General features: G+C 50.3%; 18 protein-coding genes. 9 read left to right on the top strand and 9 right to left on the bottom strand.

Annotated elements, in window-relative coordinates:
- Positions 1–142: 142 nt before the first annotated feature.
- On the bottom strand, positions 143–1717 hold the full coding sequence (locus tag KD147_RS03540; RefSeq protein WP_212546907.1) for a peptide MFS transporter: 1575 nt from the start codon (positions 1715–1717) through the stop codon (positions 143–145).
- Positions 1718–1830: 113 nt separating this feature from the next.
- Positions 1831–2631 carry a UDP-2,3-diacylglucosamine diphosphatase gene (locus tag KD147_RS03535; RefSeq protein ID WP_105254266.1) on the bottom strand — a complete coding sequence of 267 codons (801 nt, stop codon included), beginning with the start codon at positions 2629–2631 and terminating at the stop codon, positions 1831–1833.
- Between the two features lie 46 nt (positions 2632–2677).
- On the opposite strand from KD147_RS03535, the gene KD147_RS03530 reads away from it, so the two are divergent.
- Positions 2678–3079 (top strand): hypothetical protein, encoded by a 402-nt coding sequence (locus KD147_RS03530; protein ID WP_105254236.1) that lies wholly within the window; start codon positions 2678–2680, stop codon positions 3077–3079.
- Positions 3080–3159: 80 nt separating this feature from the next.
- On the top strand, positions 3160–3387 hold the full coding sequence (locus KD147_RS03525; protein ID WP_212546906.1) for a DUF333 domain-containing protein: 228 nt from the start codon (positions 3160–3162) through the stop codon (positions 3385–3387).
- A 57-nt stretch (positions 3388–3444) separates the two neighbouring features.
- Here KD147_RS03525 and KD147_RS03520 read toward each other — a convergent pair whose 3' ends face one another.
- The 4 genes from KD147_RS03520 to KD147_RS03505 form a co-directional block, all read right to left on the bottom strand.
- Complete coding sequence (locus KD147_RS03520; RefSeq protein ID WP_212546905.1) at positions 3445–5166, bottom strand: proline--tRNA ligase; 1722 nt, start codon at positions 5164–5166, stop codon at positions 3445–3447.
- A gap of 72 nt (positions 5167–5238) precedes the next feature.
- Positions 5239–5946, bottom strand: a complete 708-nt coding sequence (tsaA, locus tag KD147_RS03515; RefSeq protein ID WP_105254233.1) for a tRNA (N6-threonylcarbamoyladenosine(37)-N6)-methyltransferase TrmO — start codon at positions 5944–5946, stop codon at positions 5239–5241.
- Between the two features lie 113 nt (positions 5947–6059).
- Positions 6060–6536 (bottom strand): acyl-CoA thioesterase, encoded by a 477-nt coding sequence (locus KD147_RS03510; protein WP_212546904.1) that lies wholly within the window; start codon positions 6534–6536, stop codon positions 6060–6062.
- 109 nt (positions 6537–6645) lie between these two features.
- Complete coding sequence (locus KD147_RS03505; protein WP_105254231.1) at positions 6646–8292, bottom strand: electron transfer flavoprotein-ubiquinone oxidoreductase; 1647 nt, start codon at positions 8290–8292, stop codon at positions 6646–6648.
- 232 nt (positions 8293–8524) lie between these two features.
- Between KD147_RS03505 and KD147_RS03500 the strand changes: the two genes are divergently transcribed.
- Both KD147_RS03500 and KD147_RS03495 read left to right on the top strand, forming a co-directional pair.
- The gene (locus KD147_RS03500; protein WP_212546903.1) at positions 8525–9277 is read left to right on the top strand and encodes an electron transfer flavoprotein subunit beta/FixA family protein; all 753 of its coding nucleotides are present in this window, start codon (positions 8525–8527) and stop codon (positions 9275–9277) included.
- On the top strand, positions 9274–10200 hold the full coding sequence (locus KD147_RS03495) for an electron transfer flavoprotein subunit alpha/FixB family protein (protein WP_105254229.1): 927 nt from the start codon (positions 9274–9276) through the stop codon (positions 10198–10200). Before KD147_RS03500 ends, KD147_RS03495 begins: the two co-directional genes overlap by 4 nt.
- Positions 10201–10341: 141 nt before the next feature.
- On the opposite strand, the gene asnS is transcribed toward KD147_RS03495, so the two are convergent.
- Positions 10342–11739, bottom strand: coding sequence for an asparagine--tRNA ligase (gene asnS / locus KD147_RS03490; RefSeq protein ID WP_212546902.1), 1398 nt, complete (start codon positions 11737–11739; stop codon positions 10342–10344).
- 537 nt (positions 11740–12276) lie between these two features.
- Here asnS and KD147_RS03485 point away from each other — a divergent pair.
- A complete protein-coding gene (locus KD147_RS03485; protein WP_105254226.1) occupies positions 12277–12708 on the top strand; it encodes an ATP-binding protein in 432 nt (143 codons plus the stop codon).
- A 55-nt stretch (positions 12709–12763) separates the two neighbouring features.
- Here the strand turns inward: KD147_RS03485 and KD147_RS03480 are convergent, their stop codons facing one another.
- Complete coding sequence (locus KD147_RS03480) at positions 12764–14101, bottom strand: KamA family radical SAM protein (protein WP_212546901.1); 1338 nt, start codon at positions 14099–14101, stop codon at positions 12764–12766.
- Between the two features lie 183 nt (positions 14102–14284).
- Entirely contained in the window at positions 14285–15586 is a 1302-nt protein-coding gene (gene bioA / locus KD147_RS03475; protein WP_212546900.1) for an adenosylmethionine--8-amino-7-oxononanoate transaminase, read from the bottom strand.
- A 95-nt stretch (positions 15587–15681) separates the two neighbouring features.
- Between bioA and bioB the strand changes: the two genes are divergently transcribed.
- The 4 genes from bioB to bioD are packed head-to-tail and all read left to right on the top strand — an operon-like array spanning position 15682 to position 19270.
- The gene (gene bioB / locus KD147_RS03470; RefSeq protein ID WP_105254223.1) at positions 15682–16725 is read left to right on the top strand and encodes a biotin synthase BioB; all 1044 of its coding nucleotides are present in this window, start codon (positions 15682–15684) and stop codon (positions 16723–16725) included.
- Entirely contained in the window at positions 16726–17853 is a 1128-nt protein-coding gene (locus tag KD147_RS03465; RefSeq protein ID WP_212546899.1) for an aminotransferase class I/II-fold pyridoxal phosphate-dependent enzyme, read from the top strand.
- Positions 17850–18593, top strand: coding sequence for a methyltransferase domain-containing protein (locus KD147_RS03460; protein ID WP_212546898.1), 744 nt, complete (start codon positions 17850–17852; stop codon positions 18591–18593). The genes KD147_RS03465 and KD147_RS03460 overlap by 4 nt, the downstream gene beginning before the upstream one ends.
- Positions 18590–19270, top strand: coding sequence for a dethiobiotin synthase (gene bioD / locus KD147_RS03455; protein ID WP_105254220.1), 681 nt, complete (start codon positions 18590–18592; stop codon positions 19268–19270). Before KD147_RS03460 ends, bioD begins: the two co-directional genes overlap by 4 nt.
- Positions 19271–19326 lie beyond the last annotated feature (56 nt).

The raw sequence follows: 19326 nt of genomic DNA, 5'->3' as shown, positions 1-19326 counted from the left end.
ACCTAATATGCCAAAACAATTCATACTTATGCGTAACAGAGTGTATTTTTATGTGACTGGTTGGGCCTCTAAGCCGCGCGTTACTGGCCTTTTCAATAAAAAAGGCCTCTGAATTCAGAGGCCTATTTAGATTGGTTATTAATTACACTTTTTGCTCTGCGGGTTGCTCACTGGGGTTGGCATCAAGCATGGGCTCGTTGCTGCCGTTGGCGCGCTCCCAAAACTTGGCTTTAAAGTTAAGCAGCACCAGGACGATACCCACGCCTATGCTAAATAGGGCGATCTGCATGTATAAGCCCGGGATTTGCTGGACATTTTCCGGGTCGAAAGAACCGGCCAACAAACCCGAGATAATATTTCCGATGGAGTAGGTCAGAACAAAGACCCCCATCATCTGCCCGACATAACGAGCGGGAGAGAGACGACTCACGGCACTCAATGCCACCGGGCTTAAACAGAGCTCCCCCACGGTATGCAGGAAATAGGTAGTGATCAGCCAGTAAGGGGCCACCTTTAAGCCATCTGCGGCGTACTGAGCGGCAAAAAACATCACTAAGAAACCCGACGCCATGATAATCAAGCCTACGGCGCATTTAACACTGTAGGAAGGGGTGATCATGCGCTTGGCCATATTAATCCACAGGGCGGCGAAAAATGGCGACAAAATAATAATGAAAATCGAGTTGGCGGATTGGAACCAGGCGGTAGGGATTTCAAACGTGCCTAACATTCTGTCTGTGTAGTCACGGGCGAATAAGTTAAGCGATGAGCCTGCTTGCTCAAAGCCAGACCAGAAACAGGCGGAGGCCACACAGACCAAAAACAGCGCCCACATCCGCTGCTTTTCACTGTTGCTGAGCTCGCCCATAAAATAGATGTGGCCAAAATAAATAAAGAAGGTGATGGTAAAGACGATGGCCACGGAGCCGGCTAAGGCAACCGGATTGATCACCAGCCAGCCCTGATAACCTGCGACAACCGTGAGTGCGACAATAGTGATAAAGGCGCCGATGACGGTCCAGGCCAAGGACGCGCCTTTGGCCGACAGTGGATTGGCGGGCTTGTCGTTAATACCGGCAATATAACCCTGGCTCATTCGGTATTGTACCAGACCTAAGGCCATGCCCACGGCCGCCGCACCAAAGGCCCAGTGCCAGCCGACATTTTCCATAAAGTAACCGCATACGCCGTACCCTATCATGGAACCGATATTGATGCCCATGTAGTAAATGGCGTAGCCGCTATCGCGGCGCTCATCTTCGGTTTGATAAAGCTGGCCGACCATGGCGCTGATATTCGGTTTTAAGAGCCCCGTACCTGTGGCCACAAAAATCAAGCCGATAAAGAAGGAGCTGGGGTGGGGAATGGCGAGAATAATATGGCCGCACATAATAATAATGCCGCCATACCAGACGGTTTTTTGTCCGCCGAGGAGGCGGTCGGAGATCCAGCCGCCGGGCAGGCCTAAAAAGTACACCGCGCCCGTGTATAAGCCATAAATGGCAGCGGCGGAGGCGACGGTAAAGGCCAGGCCTTCTTGTTGCAAGGAGGCGGTCATAAAGAGTACCAGCATGGCGCGCATGCCGTAATAACTCATGCGCTCCCACATCTCGGTAAAGAACAGAGTTTGCAGACCTTTGGGGTGACCGAAAAACGCGGTGTCCAGCTTGGCGTCTCCGGCCACGCTGTTTTGCGTGGATAATTGCTCGTCAGACATAGATTCACTTCCATTATTGTCGTTATAGTGAACAATTATTAGTACGTTAATTAGCCGTGAGATGCAACCTTGGCCGTTTTTGACGGAGCAAATGAGGCCAAGGTAAGGTTAATTTAAGCCGCCTTACTGTTCACTTCGGCAAGGGTGTTGGTTGCCACCACATGTTGTGTATCAGACCAGTGTAGCAGCTCCATGCGACCGTGCTCGTTTTCGACTAGGGCAGTGCAGTTTTCTATCCAATCGCCATCGTTACAATAAATGATGCCATCGCTGATACGCAGTTGCGGCTGATGGATATGACCACACACGATACCGTCGTACCCCTGGCGCTTGGCTTCATGGATAGCGGCATTTTCAAATGCGGTGATCGCCGCTTGCGCCTTATGCACACGGGCCTTAATCCAAGACGCAAGAGACCAGTAACGACCGCCATAAAGACGGCGAATACGGTTATGCCAGCGATTCAAAAACAGTAAAAAATCATAGGCGGCATCGCCTGCCACCCGGATCAGCCTGTTGTAGCGGGTGGCCGAGTCGAAATCATCGCCATGAAGGATCAAAAAGCGCTTATCATTTTCCGTGGTGTGGACAAACTGGCGATGTACTTCCACCCCCATCAGGGTATCCTGATCGTAACGGCGGAAGGTTTCATCGTGGTTGCCCGGCACATAGATAACGCGGGTTCCTTCATCCACCTTGGCCTTAAGGGATTCGAGGACATGATAATGGCTGGGATGCCAGAAAAATCGGCGTTTCATCGACCACAGATCGACAATATCGCCGACCAGATAAAGTCGGTCGCACTTTATGCTGTTTAAGAAGTCCAATAGATATTGAGCTTTACAGTCTTTATAGCCCAAGTGTACATCTGATATAAAAACTGCTCGGTAGTATGTGCGCTTATTCTTATCCATAATCAGGTTCATCCCAGAGTAATAGAATCCAGCCTAGGAGGCACGAATGACAATAAGAAGTCTAAAAAAAGAACAATCCATGACAATGTTGTTGCTGTCATTGTTGTTATTACTAGGGGGATGTAAAAGTACCACGAGCTCAGGTGATGCGTTTGTCGGGGTCGATTTTATCAACCGCACCGGGATGGTGTTGAGGGATGTTAAATTAGCCGTTATTGAGGACATGGCCCACGTGAGTTGCACTCATATCGACAGCAGCGGCCAGTGTGGTACCGGATTCCCGGCGCACAGCTATAATGCCGAACAGTTACGATTGAGCTATTATCAGGGTAAGGACTTTAAAAGCCATGTTTTTAATATCAAGGTGCCCGAAGAGGGAGCCCAGCTTTACCGGGTACAAATTCGTGTCACGGCAACGACACCCGATGTCTCGGTGATAAAACAATAAGCCAATAAATAACAGGTGTTACTCTACTTGCGTTAGCTGCAAAATTTGATGTGGTAAAACCAAGGATTAAGGAGGCACAGATGCGTGCAGTAATAATTCTCGTGTCACTTTGTGTTGTTTGTGCTTGTGAACAACAACAAGCCACCGAGTTGCAGCCCGGTGATATGCGCAATCCGGCGATACGCTTTTGCCTTGAACAAGGCGGTCATTACCTAAGTGAGGGCAGAGCGGCGAACCGGCAACAATATTGTGTCTTGGATGATGGCACTAAGGTTGATATGTGGGAGTTTTATCGCGACTATCAATGACATTAAAAAAGCCAGTCTGAGACTGGCTTTTTTATATTGGCTCGGGCTAAACCAGCCTTATTGCAGTTGCGCCACAATGGCGGCCACGGCCTCGTCGATTTTAAGCATGGTTTTCTCACCGGTACGGCGGTTTTTCAGCTCAACTTCGTCGTTATCCAGGTTACGCTCACCAATGACTAGGGTATAAGGCACACCTAGCAGCTCCATGTCGTTAAACATCACGCCCGGACGCTCTTTACGGTCGTCAAATAGTACATCGACACCCGCTGCTTGCAGTTCGCTGTAAAAACGCTCGGCAATATCCGGGATACGGTGTGATTTGTGCATATTCATAGGCACAATCGCGACCTCGAACGGGGCGATATTCTTGGGCCAAATAATGCCGTATTGATCGTTGTTCTGCTCGATGGCAGCGGCAACCACTCGGCTAACACCAATACCGTAACAACCCATGGTCATGGTTTGGTTTTTACCGTCTTCACCCAATACACCGGCGTTCATGGCTTCTGAGTATTTGGTTCCAAGCTGGAAGATATGACCCACTTCGATACCGCGCTTAATGCTCAGTGTACCCTGACCACAGGGGCTAGGATCGCCTTCAACCACGTTACGAATGTCGGCAACTTCATAGTCACTCACATCTCGATCCCAGTTGATACCGCTGTAGTGCATGTCATCGCTGTTGGCACCGGCAACAAAATCGGCCATTACCGCCGCGCTGCGGTCAACAATGATTGGCACAGTCAGGCCAACCGGGCCTAGTGAGCCAGGGCGGGCGCCAATTAGGTTAACAATATCTTCTTCTTTGGCCATTTCAAGCGGTGAGAACACACCGGCTAGCTTTTCTGCCTTTAGTTCGTTTAGCTCGTGGTCGCCACGCAATACCAGGGCAACTAGGCCGCGCTCGCCTTGCTCGTTTTCTTCGCCATATACGAACAGGGTTTTGACGCCACGGTGAGGTTTCACACCATAGTGCTCTTTTAGTTCGGCGATGGTTTTGGCTTTCGGCGTATCGAATTTTTGCAGCTCTTTGCTTGGCTCAGGGCGTGCATCGAGAGGTGCTAGAGCCTCAGCCTTTTCGATATTGGCAGCATAATCGCTGCCGTCGCTGAAGGCGATGGCGTCTTCACCGGATTCGGCTAGAACGTGGAACTCATGCGAGAAGCTGCCGCCAATAGAGCCGGTATCGGCCAATACAGGACGATAATCCAGGCCTAAACGATCAAAGATATTACAGTAGGCCTGGTGCAGTTTTTCATAGGTTTGCGCTAAACATTCATCGCTTAAGTGGAATGAATAGGCGTCCTTCATCATAAACTCGCGTGAGCGCATGATACCGAAGCGCGGGCGAATTTCATCGCGCACCTTGGTTTGGATCTGGTACAGGGTAATAGGCAACTGCTTATAGCTGCTTATCTCACGGCGAATGCAATCGGTGATCACTTCTTCGTGCGTAGGACCCAAGGCAAACGGACGATTATGACGGTCTTCAATGCGCAGTAGTTCGGGGCCATACTGCTCCCAACGTCCAGACTCCTGCCATAGCTCGGCGGGTTGGATAATGGGCATCAACATTTCGATGGCGCCGGCCTTGTTCATTTCTTCACGAACAATGTTTTCTACTTTCTTAAGTACTTTTACACCGCTCGGAAGCCAAGTGTACAGGCCCGAGGCCAATTTGCGGATCATCCCGGCGCGAAGCATAAGCTGGTGGCTTACCACCTCGGCATCTGAAGGCGTCTCTTTCAAGGTCGCAAGTAAATACTGACTGGTACGCATGAAGGTTCCGTTTTGTTATTAGTAAATAGGTATGGGCGCTAGTTTAGCAGTGCTGCGCCCGTGGGCAAAGCGCTAAAGTGGCGATATTTGCTCGACATGATTATGCTCGCCGTCAACCTGCCAACGAATATTAAAATCATACAGGGTCATGCCGTAACTCTGCGTCCCTTCTTTGTTTTTCTTATAGGCCGGGCGCGGGTCTTGTTGCAGCACCTGGGTAATAAAGGTTTGCAGTTGCAACGCCGGATCAACCGAGGCGATAAAGGTCAGGGCCTGCTCGGAAAAGCTCACCGTCATCTGAGTTTGCGGTCGGGTGTCGGCAAAACCGGCGCTGGCATCGGGCAAGGCATCGGAATAGGGCAGATAGGGCTTGATATCGAGCACCGGGGTGCCATCGAGCAGGTCGACGCCACCGAGTTGTAACGAGACTTGGCCGTTTGCATACTCCACCCCAAGCAATTCCACCGCACTCATGCCGATGGCATTGGGGCGAAACGTGGCGCGGGTGGCAAATACCCCTTTACGTGCGTTGCCGCCTAGACGCGGAGGACGCACCAAGGCGGAATAGCCTTTATCGGCGGTTTCATGAAAGCGAAACAGCACCCAGATGTGGCTAAACTCTTCGATGCCACGGACAAACTCTTCGTGATTAAACTCGCCCGCCAGCACCAGCTGCGCCCGGGCGCTATCCACCAAGCGTGGTTGCCTGGGAATGGCAAACTTTTGTTTATAGGGTGAGCGGATATGGCCGATGGCGTCAATGGCAAAGGATGTGGTCACAGCGGTACTGGCTTAGGTATAAGATTAGCGCGCCAGTGTATCGGCGGTGCCGGCTAAATTCAAGGGCTAGCAAAGACTAATCCCGCCCCTTGCGAACGGGTTACGGCTAATCTTTATCCCTTATCCGTGGTTTGGTGCAACAGGTTTTCCGTTTCTATGGCGATTTCTTTCATACGTATGGCATAGGCTTCGAGTCGCTTTTGTTCATCGGTTTTGGCCACAAACTCTGGCACTTCTACCGGGTAGCCGGCTTGATCCATGGCCACGAAGCTGATCACGCAATGATTGGTTTCCACCATATGCTGGGTTTTCGGGTCGCCGCAGCGCACCTGGATAAAGATTTGCATACTGGTTTTACCGGTGTGGGCTATGCTGGCCTGAACCTCGACCAGTTGGCCGACCAGCACGGGGCGGCGGAACTTTACGCCAGCCACAGACACGGTGACGCAATAATGGCCGCTCCAACCGGCGGCACAGGCGTACCCGGCCTGATCTATCCATTTCATTACTACACCGCCATGCACCTTACCACCGAAGTTGACGTCGGTAGGTTCGGCTAAAAAGCGAAAGGTCACTGATTGTTGTGGCATTGGTCTTCCCCGGCTGCGTGCATAGTTACTACTAGTATAGTAATCGTCTGAATTTACGCACAAAAAAGGGGCTGACGCCCCAGTTGCAACTTAGGATATAGAGATAATATTACATATTTGGATAGTTTGGACCGCCGGCACCTTCCGGTGTCACCCAGGTGATGTTCTGGCTGGGGTCTTTAATATCACAGGTTTTACAGTGCACGCAGTTTTGCGCATTGATCACAAACTTAGGCTCGCCTTCGGTGTTATCCACCTCATAAACACCCGCCGGGCAATAACGCTGGGCCGGCTCATCAAAGCGCGCTAGGTTCACCTTAATGGGAATGCTGGCATCTTTGAGTTTAAGGTGACAAGGCTGCGACTCTTCATGGTTGGTATTAGACAAAAATACCGACGACAATTTATCGAAGCTGAGCTGACCATCCGGTTTTGGATAGTCGATTTTTGGTGCCTGAGAAGCCGGTAGCAAGGTGGCATAATCCGGCGTATTGTCCTTAAAGGTGAAGGGCAATTTACCAGCAAACAGATTTTGATCTAGGGTGTTATAGGCGCCACCGAAGAACTTACCTAGCTTGTGCATGGCCGGGCCAAAGTTACGTGAGCGGTACAGTTCATCATACAGCCAAGACGCTTCAAAGCGCTCTGCAAAGTCAGCCAGATCCGTATGTTGTTGGTCTGCTTTAAGCGCAGCAAAAATACTTTCTGCGGCTAACATACCTGATTTCATCGCCGTGTGGTTACCCTTGATCTTGGCGAAGTTCAAGGTGCCGGCGTCACAGCCTACCAACAAACCACCCGGGAAGTGCATCTTAGGTAAAGAGTGCAGGCCGCCTTTGGCAATGGCGCGGGCACCGTAAGCGAGGCGCTTTCCGCCGCTAAGCACATCGGCAAACACTGGATGGTGCTTCATGCGTTGGAATTCATCGAACGGGCTTAGGTGTGGGTTTGAGTAGTTCAAATCCACGATTAAACCGACCACCACCTGATTGTCCTCACTGTGATACATAAAGGCACCGCCGCTGGTATCACCGGATAAAGGCCAACCTGTACCATGGACGACTTTACCTTGCTGGTGTTTCTCCGCATCGATCTGCCAAATTTCCTTAAAGCCGATACCGTAATGTTGCACCGAGCTGTTTGCATCCAGGGCAAATTGATTGATTAGTTGCTTACCCAAGTGACCACGACAGCCTTCGGCAAATACGGTGTACTTGGCGCGCAGTTCCATGCCCGGCATATAGCCCGGCTTTTCATTACCGTCTTTGTCCAGACCCATATCGCCGGTAATAATGCCTTTGACCGTATCGTCTTCGATGATCAGCTCATGGGCGCTGAAGCCTGGGAAGATTTCCACCCCAAGCTGCTCTGCCTGTTCGGCCAAGAAGCGACAGACATTACCCATTGAGACAATATAGTTGCCGTTATTATGGAAGGTTTTAGGAACCATAAAGTGGGGTAGGGTTTTGGCGCTTTTCTCGTCGCTAAACCACAAGATCTCATCCTCGGTCACTGCTGTGTTGACTGGGGCGCCGAGTTCTTTCCAATTCGGAAGTAGTTCATCGAGGGCCTTGGTTTCAAATACCGCGCCGGAGAGGATATGAGCACCGACTTCCGAGCCTTTCTCCACCACGCATATCATTAGTTCTTGTTGTTGTTCTTGTGCAAGCTGCGCAAGTTTAATGGCGCTGGCAAGGCCGCTAGGCCCTGCGCCTACGATCACCACGTCAAATTCCATGGTCTCACGTTCTACCATAATAATCCCCTGCTATTGATGACGGTCAAAGTGTTACGAAATGCAAATTAATCGTTACACAAAAGATAGTGCTCCAAGGTTATTTTAGGTTGACGTTTACGTCAACAGGAAGTACGCTGATTTCATCAAAATAAATAAGTTTACGTTAACGTCAGGTTGTGGTGTCAAAATAGTGAACATGCAGGCTTTAGCCTCCTAAACCCACTTTCCTGCGTCTCTACTAGGAGCATATATGAAAGTATTAGTGCCCATTAAACGTGTAATCGATTACAACGTAAAAGTACGCGTTAAGGCCGATAACAGTGATGTGGATTTGGCCAATGTGAAAATGGCGATGAACCCATTTTGTGAAATTGCCATTGAAGAAGCGATACGTTTAAAAGAAGCGGGCAAGGCGACGGAAGTCGTTGCGGTAACCATAGGTGACAAATCGGCGCAGGAGCAGCTGCGTACGGCATTAGCACTGGGTGCCGATAGCGCTATTCATATCGAAAGTGAAGATAAGCTGGACTCACTGCATGTGGCCAAGTTGCTTGATAAGGTGATTGATGAACAGCAGCCAGATTTGGTGATTTTAGGTAAGCAAAGTATTGATGCCGATAATAACCAAACAGGTCAAATGCTGGCCGCGTTACGCGGTTGGCCGCAAGGCACCTTCGCCTCAAAAGTAGAATTGAATGATGGCAAGGTTAATGTGACCCGTGAAGTCGATGGTGGTTTGCAAACAGTGGCACTCACACTGCCGGCAATCGTGACAACCGATCTACGTTTGAATGAGCCTCGTTATGCTTCATTGCCGAACATCATGAAGGCAAAACGTAAGCCGTTGGACGTTAAAAATGCCGCAGACATGGGCGTTGACCTTACTCCTCGCGTGCAGTTGGTGAGCGTAGAAGAGCCAAGCCAACGTCAAGGTGGTGTGATCGTTGAAGACGTAGCAACCTTAGTCAGTAAATTGAAGAATGAAGCGAAGGTGGTGTCATGAAATCATTAGTAATTGCTGAACACGAATACGGTCATCTTAAGCCTGAAACGGCGAAAACAGTGCATGCGGCTGCCAAAGTGGGCGCCGATATCGATCTGCTGCTTATCGGTGAAGGCCTAGAGGGCGCGGCGCAGGAAGCGAGCACCATCAGTGGCGTAAGCCGCGTTTTGGTAGCCGATAGCGCCGAATATGCACATCAGCTAGCAGAAAACTGTGCCGACCTAGTAGTTAAGCTAAGCGCCGATTACAGCCATATCTTCGCCAGCGCCACCACCACGGGCAAAAACATGATGCCACGTGTTGCTGCGCTACTGGATAAAGCACAGGTATCGGACATTATTGATGTAATCGACGCCGAAACTTTTAAGCGTCCGATTTATGCTGGTAACGCCATTGCCACAGTAAAATCTCTGGAATCCCAACACATCATTACCGTACGTGCCAGTGCGTTTGATATTGCCGAGCAGGGCGGTGCTGCACCGATTGAAGCCATTGCCGATGTGATTGCTTCTAGCAACAGTGAGTTCGTCTCTAAAGAGCAGACCGAATCTGAGCGTCCAGAGCTTACCGCTGCCGATGTGATCATCTCAGGTGGTCGTGGTATGCAAAATGGTGAAAACTTTAAGCTGCTTGAAGGCATTGCCGATAAACTCGGTGCCGCCATCGGTGCGTCACGTGCCGCGGTAGACGCCGGTTTTGTGCCTAACGATATGCAGGTAGGTCAAACGGGTAAAATCGTTGCCCCTAACCTCTACATTGCCGTGGGTATTAGCGGTGCCATTCAGCACCTTGCAGGCATGAAAGACTCGAAAGTGATCGTTGCCATCAATAAGGACCCCGAAGCACCAATCTTCCAGGTAGCCGATTATGGTTTGGTTGCGGATCTATTCGATGTGCTGCCTGAGCTGGAAGCCGCTCTGTAATAGACTAGCTTAGTGAAGAAAAGCCGCTTTAATAGCGGCTTTTTTTGGCTCGTTAATTCATGCGCGTTCAATAGAACGGCAATAAAAAAACCGCTCAATGAGCGGTTTTTCTGTGTTTGCTATCTGGCTAGGCACTTAAACTTAGTAAGCGGCGCTGCCCTTAGTGCGCGGGAAGGCGATAACGTCACGGACGTTGCCCATACCGGTTACATAGGCAACCAGACGCTCAAAGCCCAGACCGAAACCTGAGTGCGGCACTGTGCCATAACGGCGCAGGTCACGATACCAGCTGTAGTCTTCTTTATTTAGACCCATTTCTTCAAGACGGGCATCAAGTACATCCAAACGCTCTTCACGCTGTGAACCACCGATGATCTCACCGATACCTGGAGCTACCACGTCCATGGCCGCCACGGTTTTGCCGTCTTCGTTTTGACGCATATAGAAGGCCTTGATATCGCGAGGGTAGTTTTTGATAACTACCGGTGCTTTAAAGTGCTCTTCGGCCAGGTAACGCTCGTGCTCTGATTGTAGATCAACACCCCACTCAACAGGGAATTCGAACTTCTTGCCGCATTGTTTAAGGATTTCGATGGCGTCTGTGTAGTCCACCTGGGCGAAATCCTTGCTCACGAATTCTTCTAAACGTGTAATGGCGGTTTTCTCAATGCGCTGGGCAAAGAATTCCATATCATCACGACGCTCTTCAAGCACGGCGGCAAATACATACTTCAGCATGTCTTCGGCCAGCTTGGCGATATCGTTAAGGTCGGCAAACGCCACTTCCGGCTCAACCATCCAGAACTCCGCCAGGTGGCGCGAGGTGTTCGAGTTTTCGGCACGGAAGGTAGGACCAAAGGTGTAGATTTTAGATAGCGCGCTGGCGTAAGTTTCGCCATTCAACTGGCCCGATACGGTTAGAAAGGCTTCTTTACCGAAGAAATCCTGGCTGTAATCAATATCGCCTTTATCGGTTAGCGGTAAGTTCTGCATATCAAGGGTCGACACGCGGAACATTTCACCGGCGCCTTCACAGTCGCTGGCGGTGATGATAGGCGTACTGATCCACATATAACCACGCTCATGGAAGAAGCGGTGAATCGCTTGCGATAAACAGTTACGCACGCGCGTTACGGCGCCAATCACATTGGTACGCGGACGCAGGTGAGCATGCTCGCGCAAATATTCGATGCTGTGACGCTTGGCCGCCATTGGGTAGGTGTCCGGGTTTTCAACCCAGCCAATTACCTCTACGGTTTCTGCTTGGATTTCATAAGCCTGGCCCTGGCCAGCTGAGGCAACCAGCTTACCTGTGACAGAGACAGAGCAACCAGCGGTTAAGCGAGTGATTTCATCATAATTATTAAGCGAATTGGGCACGACCGCTTGAATAGGATCAAAACTCGAACCGTCATGAACGGCTAAAAACGAAATACCTGCTTTTGAATCGCGACGTGTACGCACCCAGCCTTTAATGGTGACCTGGCTGTCCACGGCAACGGCGCCTTTTAATAGCTCGGCGATTGCTGTATGGCTCATTTTCACTCCAATGATTACTATTGCCCAAAGTGCTTAGCCTCTTACTAAGCAGCTTTATTATGATGTAAGTTAAGAGGCCTATCTTAACCGTGTTCGGGTGAGAAAAAAACTCTCAATTACGCTCTTAGCCGGTTAATTGCTGAAAATTGGGTGAAAATTAACCTAAACTCAAATTGACGTTGATTATAAAAGGCAAACGCATATGTTACGAGGCGATAGGGTGGGTCCATTTGTGTTGGTCGGCTGGTGTGCGACGCTGGGATGGAGCGTATTTGTGCTGGTTTTGATACTGATCCATTACGGTCGTCCCGAGCAGGATTTTGGCTTGTGGCGTTACCTGGGAGTGCAAACTCGGGATTTTTGGCTTATAAATGCAAAAAATTCCGCTTTATTACTACTTGGGCTGTGCAGTCTGTGCGCAGTTTGTGGCATTATAAGAGCCAGAAAGATAAATAAAATGATGCATCTAGCGCCTCTATCTTTAATCGCCTTGGCGTTTTTATGCATCAGCTTCACGCTAGCCTTAGTGAGTAGTTAATGAAACAAGTGTTTATTTTGCGCGGTTTGCCCGGCAGTGGTAAAACCCATTACGCGCTCAATCTCGCCGACGACCTGGTTGCCGGCGATACCAGTCAATATGTAATTTGTAGTACCGACGACTACTTTGTCGGCGCCGAAGGGTATCAGTTTGATAAACATAAACTGCCCGAATATCACAACCTAAACTTGGCACGTTTTATCAAAGCCCTGAGCGAGGGGATCCCCCTGGTGATCGCCGATAACACCAATATTAAGAAATGGGAATTCGTAGCCTATATGGAAGCCGCTCATGCCTTGGGTTATCAGGTCAAAGAGGTGATTGTTGGTGAGGTCAAAGACAAGGCCATGCAACATTTATATGCCCAGCGTAATACCCATAATGTGGCGCTGCGCACCATAGCAAAAATGGCCTATCAGTTTGAATGGTAGTTATTGCTTCGGCAAATAAAAAATCCCGCTTAATGCGGGATTTTTTTTAATGGCCTTACATGGCGTTGTATTCGTCTTCCCAGAAGAACTTCTCTTCGCCGAAGGCCGGTTTAAGATCATCAAGCCAGGTCGCCGTTTCATCGTATTTGGCAAAGAAAGGACGTTGTACCCAGTCCGGATTACGAGCCTGGATGAAGCGCAGCACGAACACCTTTTCCCCGGCTATTTCGCTCACACCCGATACTTCGACCTTACCTGGGCCAGCACTCATAGACGGGCCACGAACGGTGCGACTTACTCCGGAGATCTGCTTATAGGCTTCGCGGAAGGTTTCCCAGGTCCTATACAGGGGCAACTCAAAGTAGCGTTTTGCACCCGTGTCGCGCTCAATAAACATATAGTAGGGGATCATGCCAAGCTGGGTTTGCTCTTTCCACATCTCGGCCCACATATTGGGATCGGTGTTGATGTTATTGAGCAGTGGCGCCTGGGTACGAATTTGTGCCCCGGTTTTACGGATTAAGGCGATGGCTTCGCGGGTGGCCGGACTGCGCAGCTCTTGCTTATGATTTATATGAGCCATAATGGACACATGTTTTCCGGCATTGACCAATTCTTTTATTAGGGCAAGTAAGTCCTGCGCGTCTGGGTCGGTCAGATATCGGTATGGCCAAAAGGTCAATGACTTGGTGCCGATACGAATAGTACGAATATGATCAAACTCGGGCTCTTTTAACTTTTCAAGATAACCACGCAGTTTGACCGTACGCATAACCATGGGGTCGCCGCCGGTCATCAGTAGATCGGTTACTTCGGTATGCTCGCGCAAATAACCGTGCAGCAGTTCGGTATCGTTGTTGTTAAAGCGTGTCGCTTTACCTACAAACTGTGCCCAGCGGAAGCAAAAGGTGCAGTAAGAGTGGCAATACTGGCCCTGAGATGGAAAGAACAGGACGGTTTCTTTGTATTTATGCTGGATACCCTCGACGCGCTCGCCATCCAGTTCGGGCACGTTTTTTTCCATTTGGCCGGCGGGATGCGGGTTCAGCTTTAAGCGAATTTCCTGGGCCAGAGTCATCACTTCTTCGGCACTGGGGTTGGTTCTATGCAGCGCCGCCATTTTTTCGTATGACTCGTCATCAAGCATACCGCGTTGAGGGAAGGTCAATTGAAAGACGGGATCATTGGGGACCTTATCCCAATCAATTAATTCTTCAATGACAAAATTATTGACGCGGAAAGGGAATACGCTTGCGACCACCTTCATTTCAAAGCGCATATGCTCCGGCAGTTGGTGCAAAGCCTCAATTTTATCGATTTGGCGATGTTGATACACGGTAAACCTCGGTGGTACAAAGGCCTCCGCTGGCTGGATCTGAACGTGTTGCTGCATAGAAAGTCACTTGCTTATTGAAAAGTTTGGTACTCTAACAAAAAGCAAGGGGGGATTCCTAGTGTAATCCGGGAAGTATGCGGCAAATTTCACCGTAAAAGCGTCTTTTATTCACTTTTACGGTGATTTGATTGCTTTGTGCGCAAACTAATAAAGTGGCCGCTAGGTTATTAGCCCTTTGAACTAGTAATGTTTTTCGGCAATAGCCTGGTAGATGGCCTGGCACAGGGTGTCGATATCCTGCTTCGAACTGACAAACGGCGGCATAAGATAGATGAGTTTACCGAAGGGTCGGATCCACACCCCTTGCGCTACGAAAAAGCGCTGAATTTTAGCCACATCGACGTTGGTATCCAGCTCTACCACACCAATAGCGCCCAAAGTGCGCACCGAAGCCACGGCGTCTAGCTCCGTGCAGCGCGTGAGTTGTTGTAACCAGAGATTGATATTGCCGACTTGTTGCTGCCAATCGTTCTCTAGCAATAAGCTTAGGCTGGCGTTCGCCACTGCGCAGGCGAGGGGGTTGCCCATAAAGGTGGGGCCATGCATTAAGACACCGGCTTCACCACTACAAATACCGCGCGCGACTTTATGGCTGGTTAGGGTGGCGGCTAAGGTCATATAGCCACCGGTCAAGGCCTTGCCCACACACATGATATCCGGGCAGATATCCGCATGTTCTACGGCGAAAAGCTTGCCGGTACGGCCAAATCCTGTGGCGATTTCGTCACAGATCAACAGTACATCGTATTGGTCGCACAGGGCGCGTACGGTTTTTAGATAGTGCGGGTGGTAAAAGTTCATGCCGCCGGCATTTTGCACTATGGGCTCGATGATAAAGGCGGCAACGTCTTGATGATGCTCGGCAAAGTAATGCGCCAATTGCTCGGCTTCTTGCTCGTCAAAGTCGCCATTAAAGGCACTGACCGGCTGCGGAACAAAGATTTGCTCGGGTAGGAAGCCGCGATACATGCTGTGCATGGAATTAACCGGATCGCAGACGCTCATTGCCGCAAAGGTATCGCCATGATAGCCCTTTCGGGGAGTCATAATTTTATGCTTTTGTTTATGACCCTGACTGAACCAATACTGCAGCGCCATTTTGATCGCCACTTCAACACTGACCGAGCCACCGTCTGCCAGAAACACCTTATCCAGAGGCGCTGGGGTCATAGCGATCAGCTTTTTACACAGATCCACGGCCGGCGCATGGGTAATACCACCAAACATCACATGGCTCATTTTTTCGCTTTGCTCTTGCAGTGCGCGATTTAAGCTTGGGTGATTGTAGCCATGCAATGCGCTCCACCATGAGGCCATGCCATCGACCAAACTCTCGCCGCTGGCTAAGTGTAAGCGAGTACCGCGGGCATGGCTGACCGGATAGTTGGGCAGGGGTTTGAGCATGGAGGTATAGGGGTGCCAAATATGGTCACGGTCAAATTCGACATCAATGGGATTTGTTTCTGTATAATTATTGTTCATAGGTAAACTTTAAACATTGCACTGGCGTTGACAATACTAAGGCAACTCGTAGACTGATACAAAATAAGTTTACCGTCGATAATAAAGAGAACCCCATGCAACAGGCCGAAATTCGCCATAACTGGACTCATGAACAAGTAAAAGCCCTTTTTGAAATGCCGTTTAACGATCTACTGTTTAAAGCGGCGAGTATTCATAGGCAGCACTTTAACCCCAATGAGGTTCAGATCTCGACCCTGCTATCGATTAAAACCGGTGCGTGTCCAGAAGACTGCAAATATTGTCCTCAATCCGGCCATTATAAAACCGACTTAGAGCGTGAACGCTTGATGGAAGTGGAAAAGGTGGTTGAGCAGGCCCGTTTAGCAAAACAAAAGGGCGCGACCCGTTTTTGTATGGGTGCCGCCTGGTCCGATCCTAAAGACCGCGATATGCCTTACATCGAGAAAATGGTTCGTGAGGTTAAGGAGCTTGGCCTTGAAACTTGCATGACTCTGGGCATGCTGGATAACGACAAAGCTCACCAATTGCGTGACGCGGGTTTGGATTACTACAACCACAACCTGGATACCTCACCGGAGTATTACCAGCAGATCATCACTACACGTACCTACCAAGACCGTTTAGACACCTTAGACCATGTTCGCGATGCCGGCATGAAGGTGTGTTCGGGCGGTATCGTTGGCATGGGCGAGCAGGCTAAGGACAGATACGGCCTACTGATCCAGCTTGCTAACCTGCCAAAACAGCCGGAAAGTGTGCCGATCAATATGTTGGTAAAGGTGAAAGGAACGCCACTGGAAAATGTTGACGACCTGGATCACTTTGAATTTGTTCGTACCATTGCCGTGGCGCGTATCATGATGCCGAAGAGTTATGTTCGTTTATCTGCCGGTCGTACGGCCATGAACGAGCAGATGCAAAGCATGTGTTTCTTCGCCGGTGCGAACTCGATTTTCTATGGTGACAAGTTACTGACCACGGACAACCCGGAAGCGGATACGGATATGAACCTAATTCGCAAGTTAGGCATGCGTCCGGCTCAGGGCGAAGACTATTCAGATGAAGCCTATGAGGCATCACTGAGCTCGGCGATTGCCGATAAGGCCGAGTCCGAGTTGTTCTACGAAGCAAAATAAATGGCGTTTGACTACATACAAGACGCATTAAATGCAAGGCGGCAGCAACATTTGTTGCGCCGTCGTGTACTGGTAGAAGAAGTCAGTGCCCGCAGCATTCGGGTGCAGGGGAGCGACTACCTTAACTTTGCTTCGAACGACTACCTTGCCCTAGGGGATCTGCCCCTGAATGAGCTAGAGGCCCGTTCCGGTTCTCACAGTTCGCCCTTGGTGACCGGCTATCAGCGCTGTCATCAAGCGTTGGAAAAGCGGTTTTGCGATCTGCTTGGCTACCAAAGCGCCATGCTTTTTCCCAGTGGCTTTAGCGCCAATATCAGTGTGTTAAAAGCCCTGTTTGCCGAGAGTAATGATGGCCTGATAGTGCAGGATAAGCTTAATCATGCCAGCTTGATCGACGGCGGCCTGCAGGCCAACGCCGCCATGCAGCGTTTTAATCACAACAATATGAGCCACTTACAGGCTCGTCTCACTAAGTCTAAAGCTCGAAATAAGCTGGTGGTCAGTGAAGGGGTATTTTCGATGGACGGGGATTGTGCGCCGGTCGGTGAGATTGATGCCCTATGTCGTGCCCATGATGCCTGGTTTATGCTTGATGACGCCCATGGTTTTGGTGTACTCGGTGACGGCTTAGGCTCGGCACTCGAGCGCAAAACCCGTCCGGATATTCTGGTGATCACCTTCGGTAAGGCTCTGGCCAGCAATGGCGCCGTGGTGTTGGCATCTACGTCCGTGATAGAGCTACTGCTGCAGGGCAATAGAGACTACATTTATTCCACCTCTATCTCGCCCATGCAGTGTGCCATTACCGAGCAGCGTTTGACGCAATTGCTTGATGCGAATGTGCAGCGTCAGCAATTGCAACGAAATATCACGTATTTTAGAGAGCGGTGCGCGCAGTCGTCTTTGGCACTAATGGAGTCGCAAACGCCGATACAGCCGCTGATAGTGGGTGACAGCGAAAGCGCTTTGCAGATGCAAACCGATTTACGTGAGCAGGGGATCTGGCTCAGTGCCATTCGCCCGCCTACGGTTGCTCATAATACCGCGCGTTTACGTATCACCTTGACCGCGGCCCATCAAGAGAGGGACATAGACACCCTGGTCAAGGCCCTGGAGTCCTGTCGATGAGCGTGGCGTTAAAGCAACAAACCCAATCGCACTTTTCTAAGGCGGCGTGTCGTTATCAGCATCACGCCCGCGTACAGGCCAGTGCCAGCGAGGTGCTGTTGGCACATCTAGCACTACGGCCATTAGGGCTGTGTTTGGATTTAGGGGCGGGGCCCGGCGTTAACAGTGCGGCCCTTGCGGCACAAAGCGATACTTTGCTAGCCCTTGATTTATCACCCTCGATGCTCGCGCAAATACACACACCTAGCGTTAAGCTCTGCGCCGATATGGATGCGCTTCCTCTGCATGGGAACAGCTTGGACACTGTGTTCAGCAATTTTGCCATGCAGTGGTCCAGTGATTTAAACATCGCTCTGGGCGAGCTTTATCGCGTGCTTAAACCCAAGGGGCGTGCCTACTTGGCCATTGTTGCCGCCGGCTCTTTGGGTGAGGTAAAAACGGCGTTTGCCAGTATAGGGAGAGCGGCGATTAATCACTTCGCTAGCTTTGAAGACATACTAGGTTCAGCGCACAATGCCGGCTTCCAGGTCAATTGGCAGCAGGAGTTGTCCTTGTTTGACACCTATGCAAGTGCCAAGGAAGCCCTAAAAAGCCTGTCTGCCATAGGTGCAAACAGTGCAGAGCAGGGTCACAGGGCACTGAGTAAAGGCGAGTATGCGCAAATATTGCAGTGCTTAGGGGGCGATAACTCAGAGGTTGCCCTCAGTTATAACGTGGTCTTTTTGGAACTTATCAAATGAAGCAATTTTTTATTACCGCCACGGACACGGATGCCGGGAAAACCCATGTGACCAGCCTGTTGCTTAAACTGGCGGTACAACATAAACGCAAGGCCTTAGGCTTTAAACCTATCGCCGCCGGTGCCGAGCAGGCCTTTGGTCGTCTGGTAAACACCGATGCCCTAACGTTAATCGAAAGCGGCAATACTCAGGCTTTGTATGAGCAGGTGAACCCCTTTATTTATGAGCCGCCCATAGCTCCCCATATTGCCGCGGCCCAGCAGGGAGAGCAGATCACCATGGCTAAGCTAAACCGGGCCTATGATGAGATCCGTGCCTTGGACACAGATCTTTTGCTCACCGAGGGGGCCGGTGGTTGGCTGTTACCGATTAACGACCAGGAATTACTCAGTGACTGGGTGGCAGCGGTAAATCTGCCCGTGATCCTGGTGGTGGGCATGAAACTCGGCTGTTTAAATCATGCCTTGTTAACCATGGCTTCTTTACAACAGAGTGGCGTTGAGGTAGCGGGTTGGATTGCCAATCAGGTAGACCCAGAAATGGCACAGTACGATGCTAATCTGGCGACTTTAAAGGCACGTTTGCCGGTACCCATGTTGGCCGAGAGCCCATACAGCGAAGGGACGCCAAAACTGCGCATTCATGGTGCTTTGTTGGATGTGTTGGCGCTGCGCTAGCGCCTCAATGCAACCCCGCGCCCTGTAACAACTCTTTACAAATGTTCATAAAACTA

Source organism: Pseudoalteromonas sp. BDTF-M6 (assembly GCF_018334135.1).
Taxonomy (GTDB): domain Bacteria; phylum Pseudomonadota; class Gammaproteobacteria; order Enterobacterales; family Alteromonadaceae; genus Pseudoalteromonas.
The sequence above is the reverse complement of the archived record's forward strand: the minus strand, read 5'-3'. Positions and strand labels throughout refer to the sequence as shown.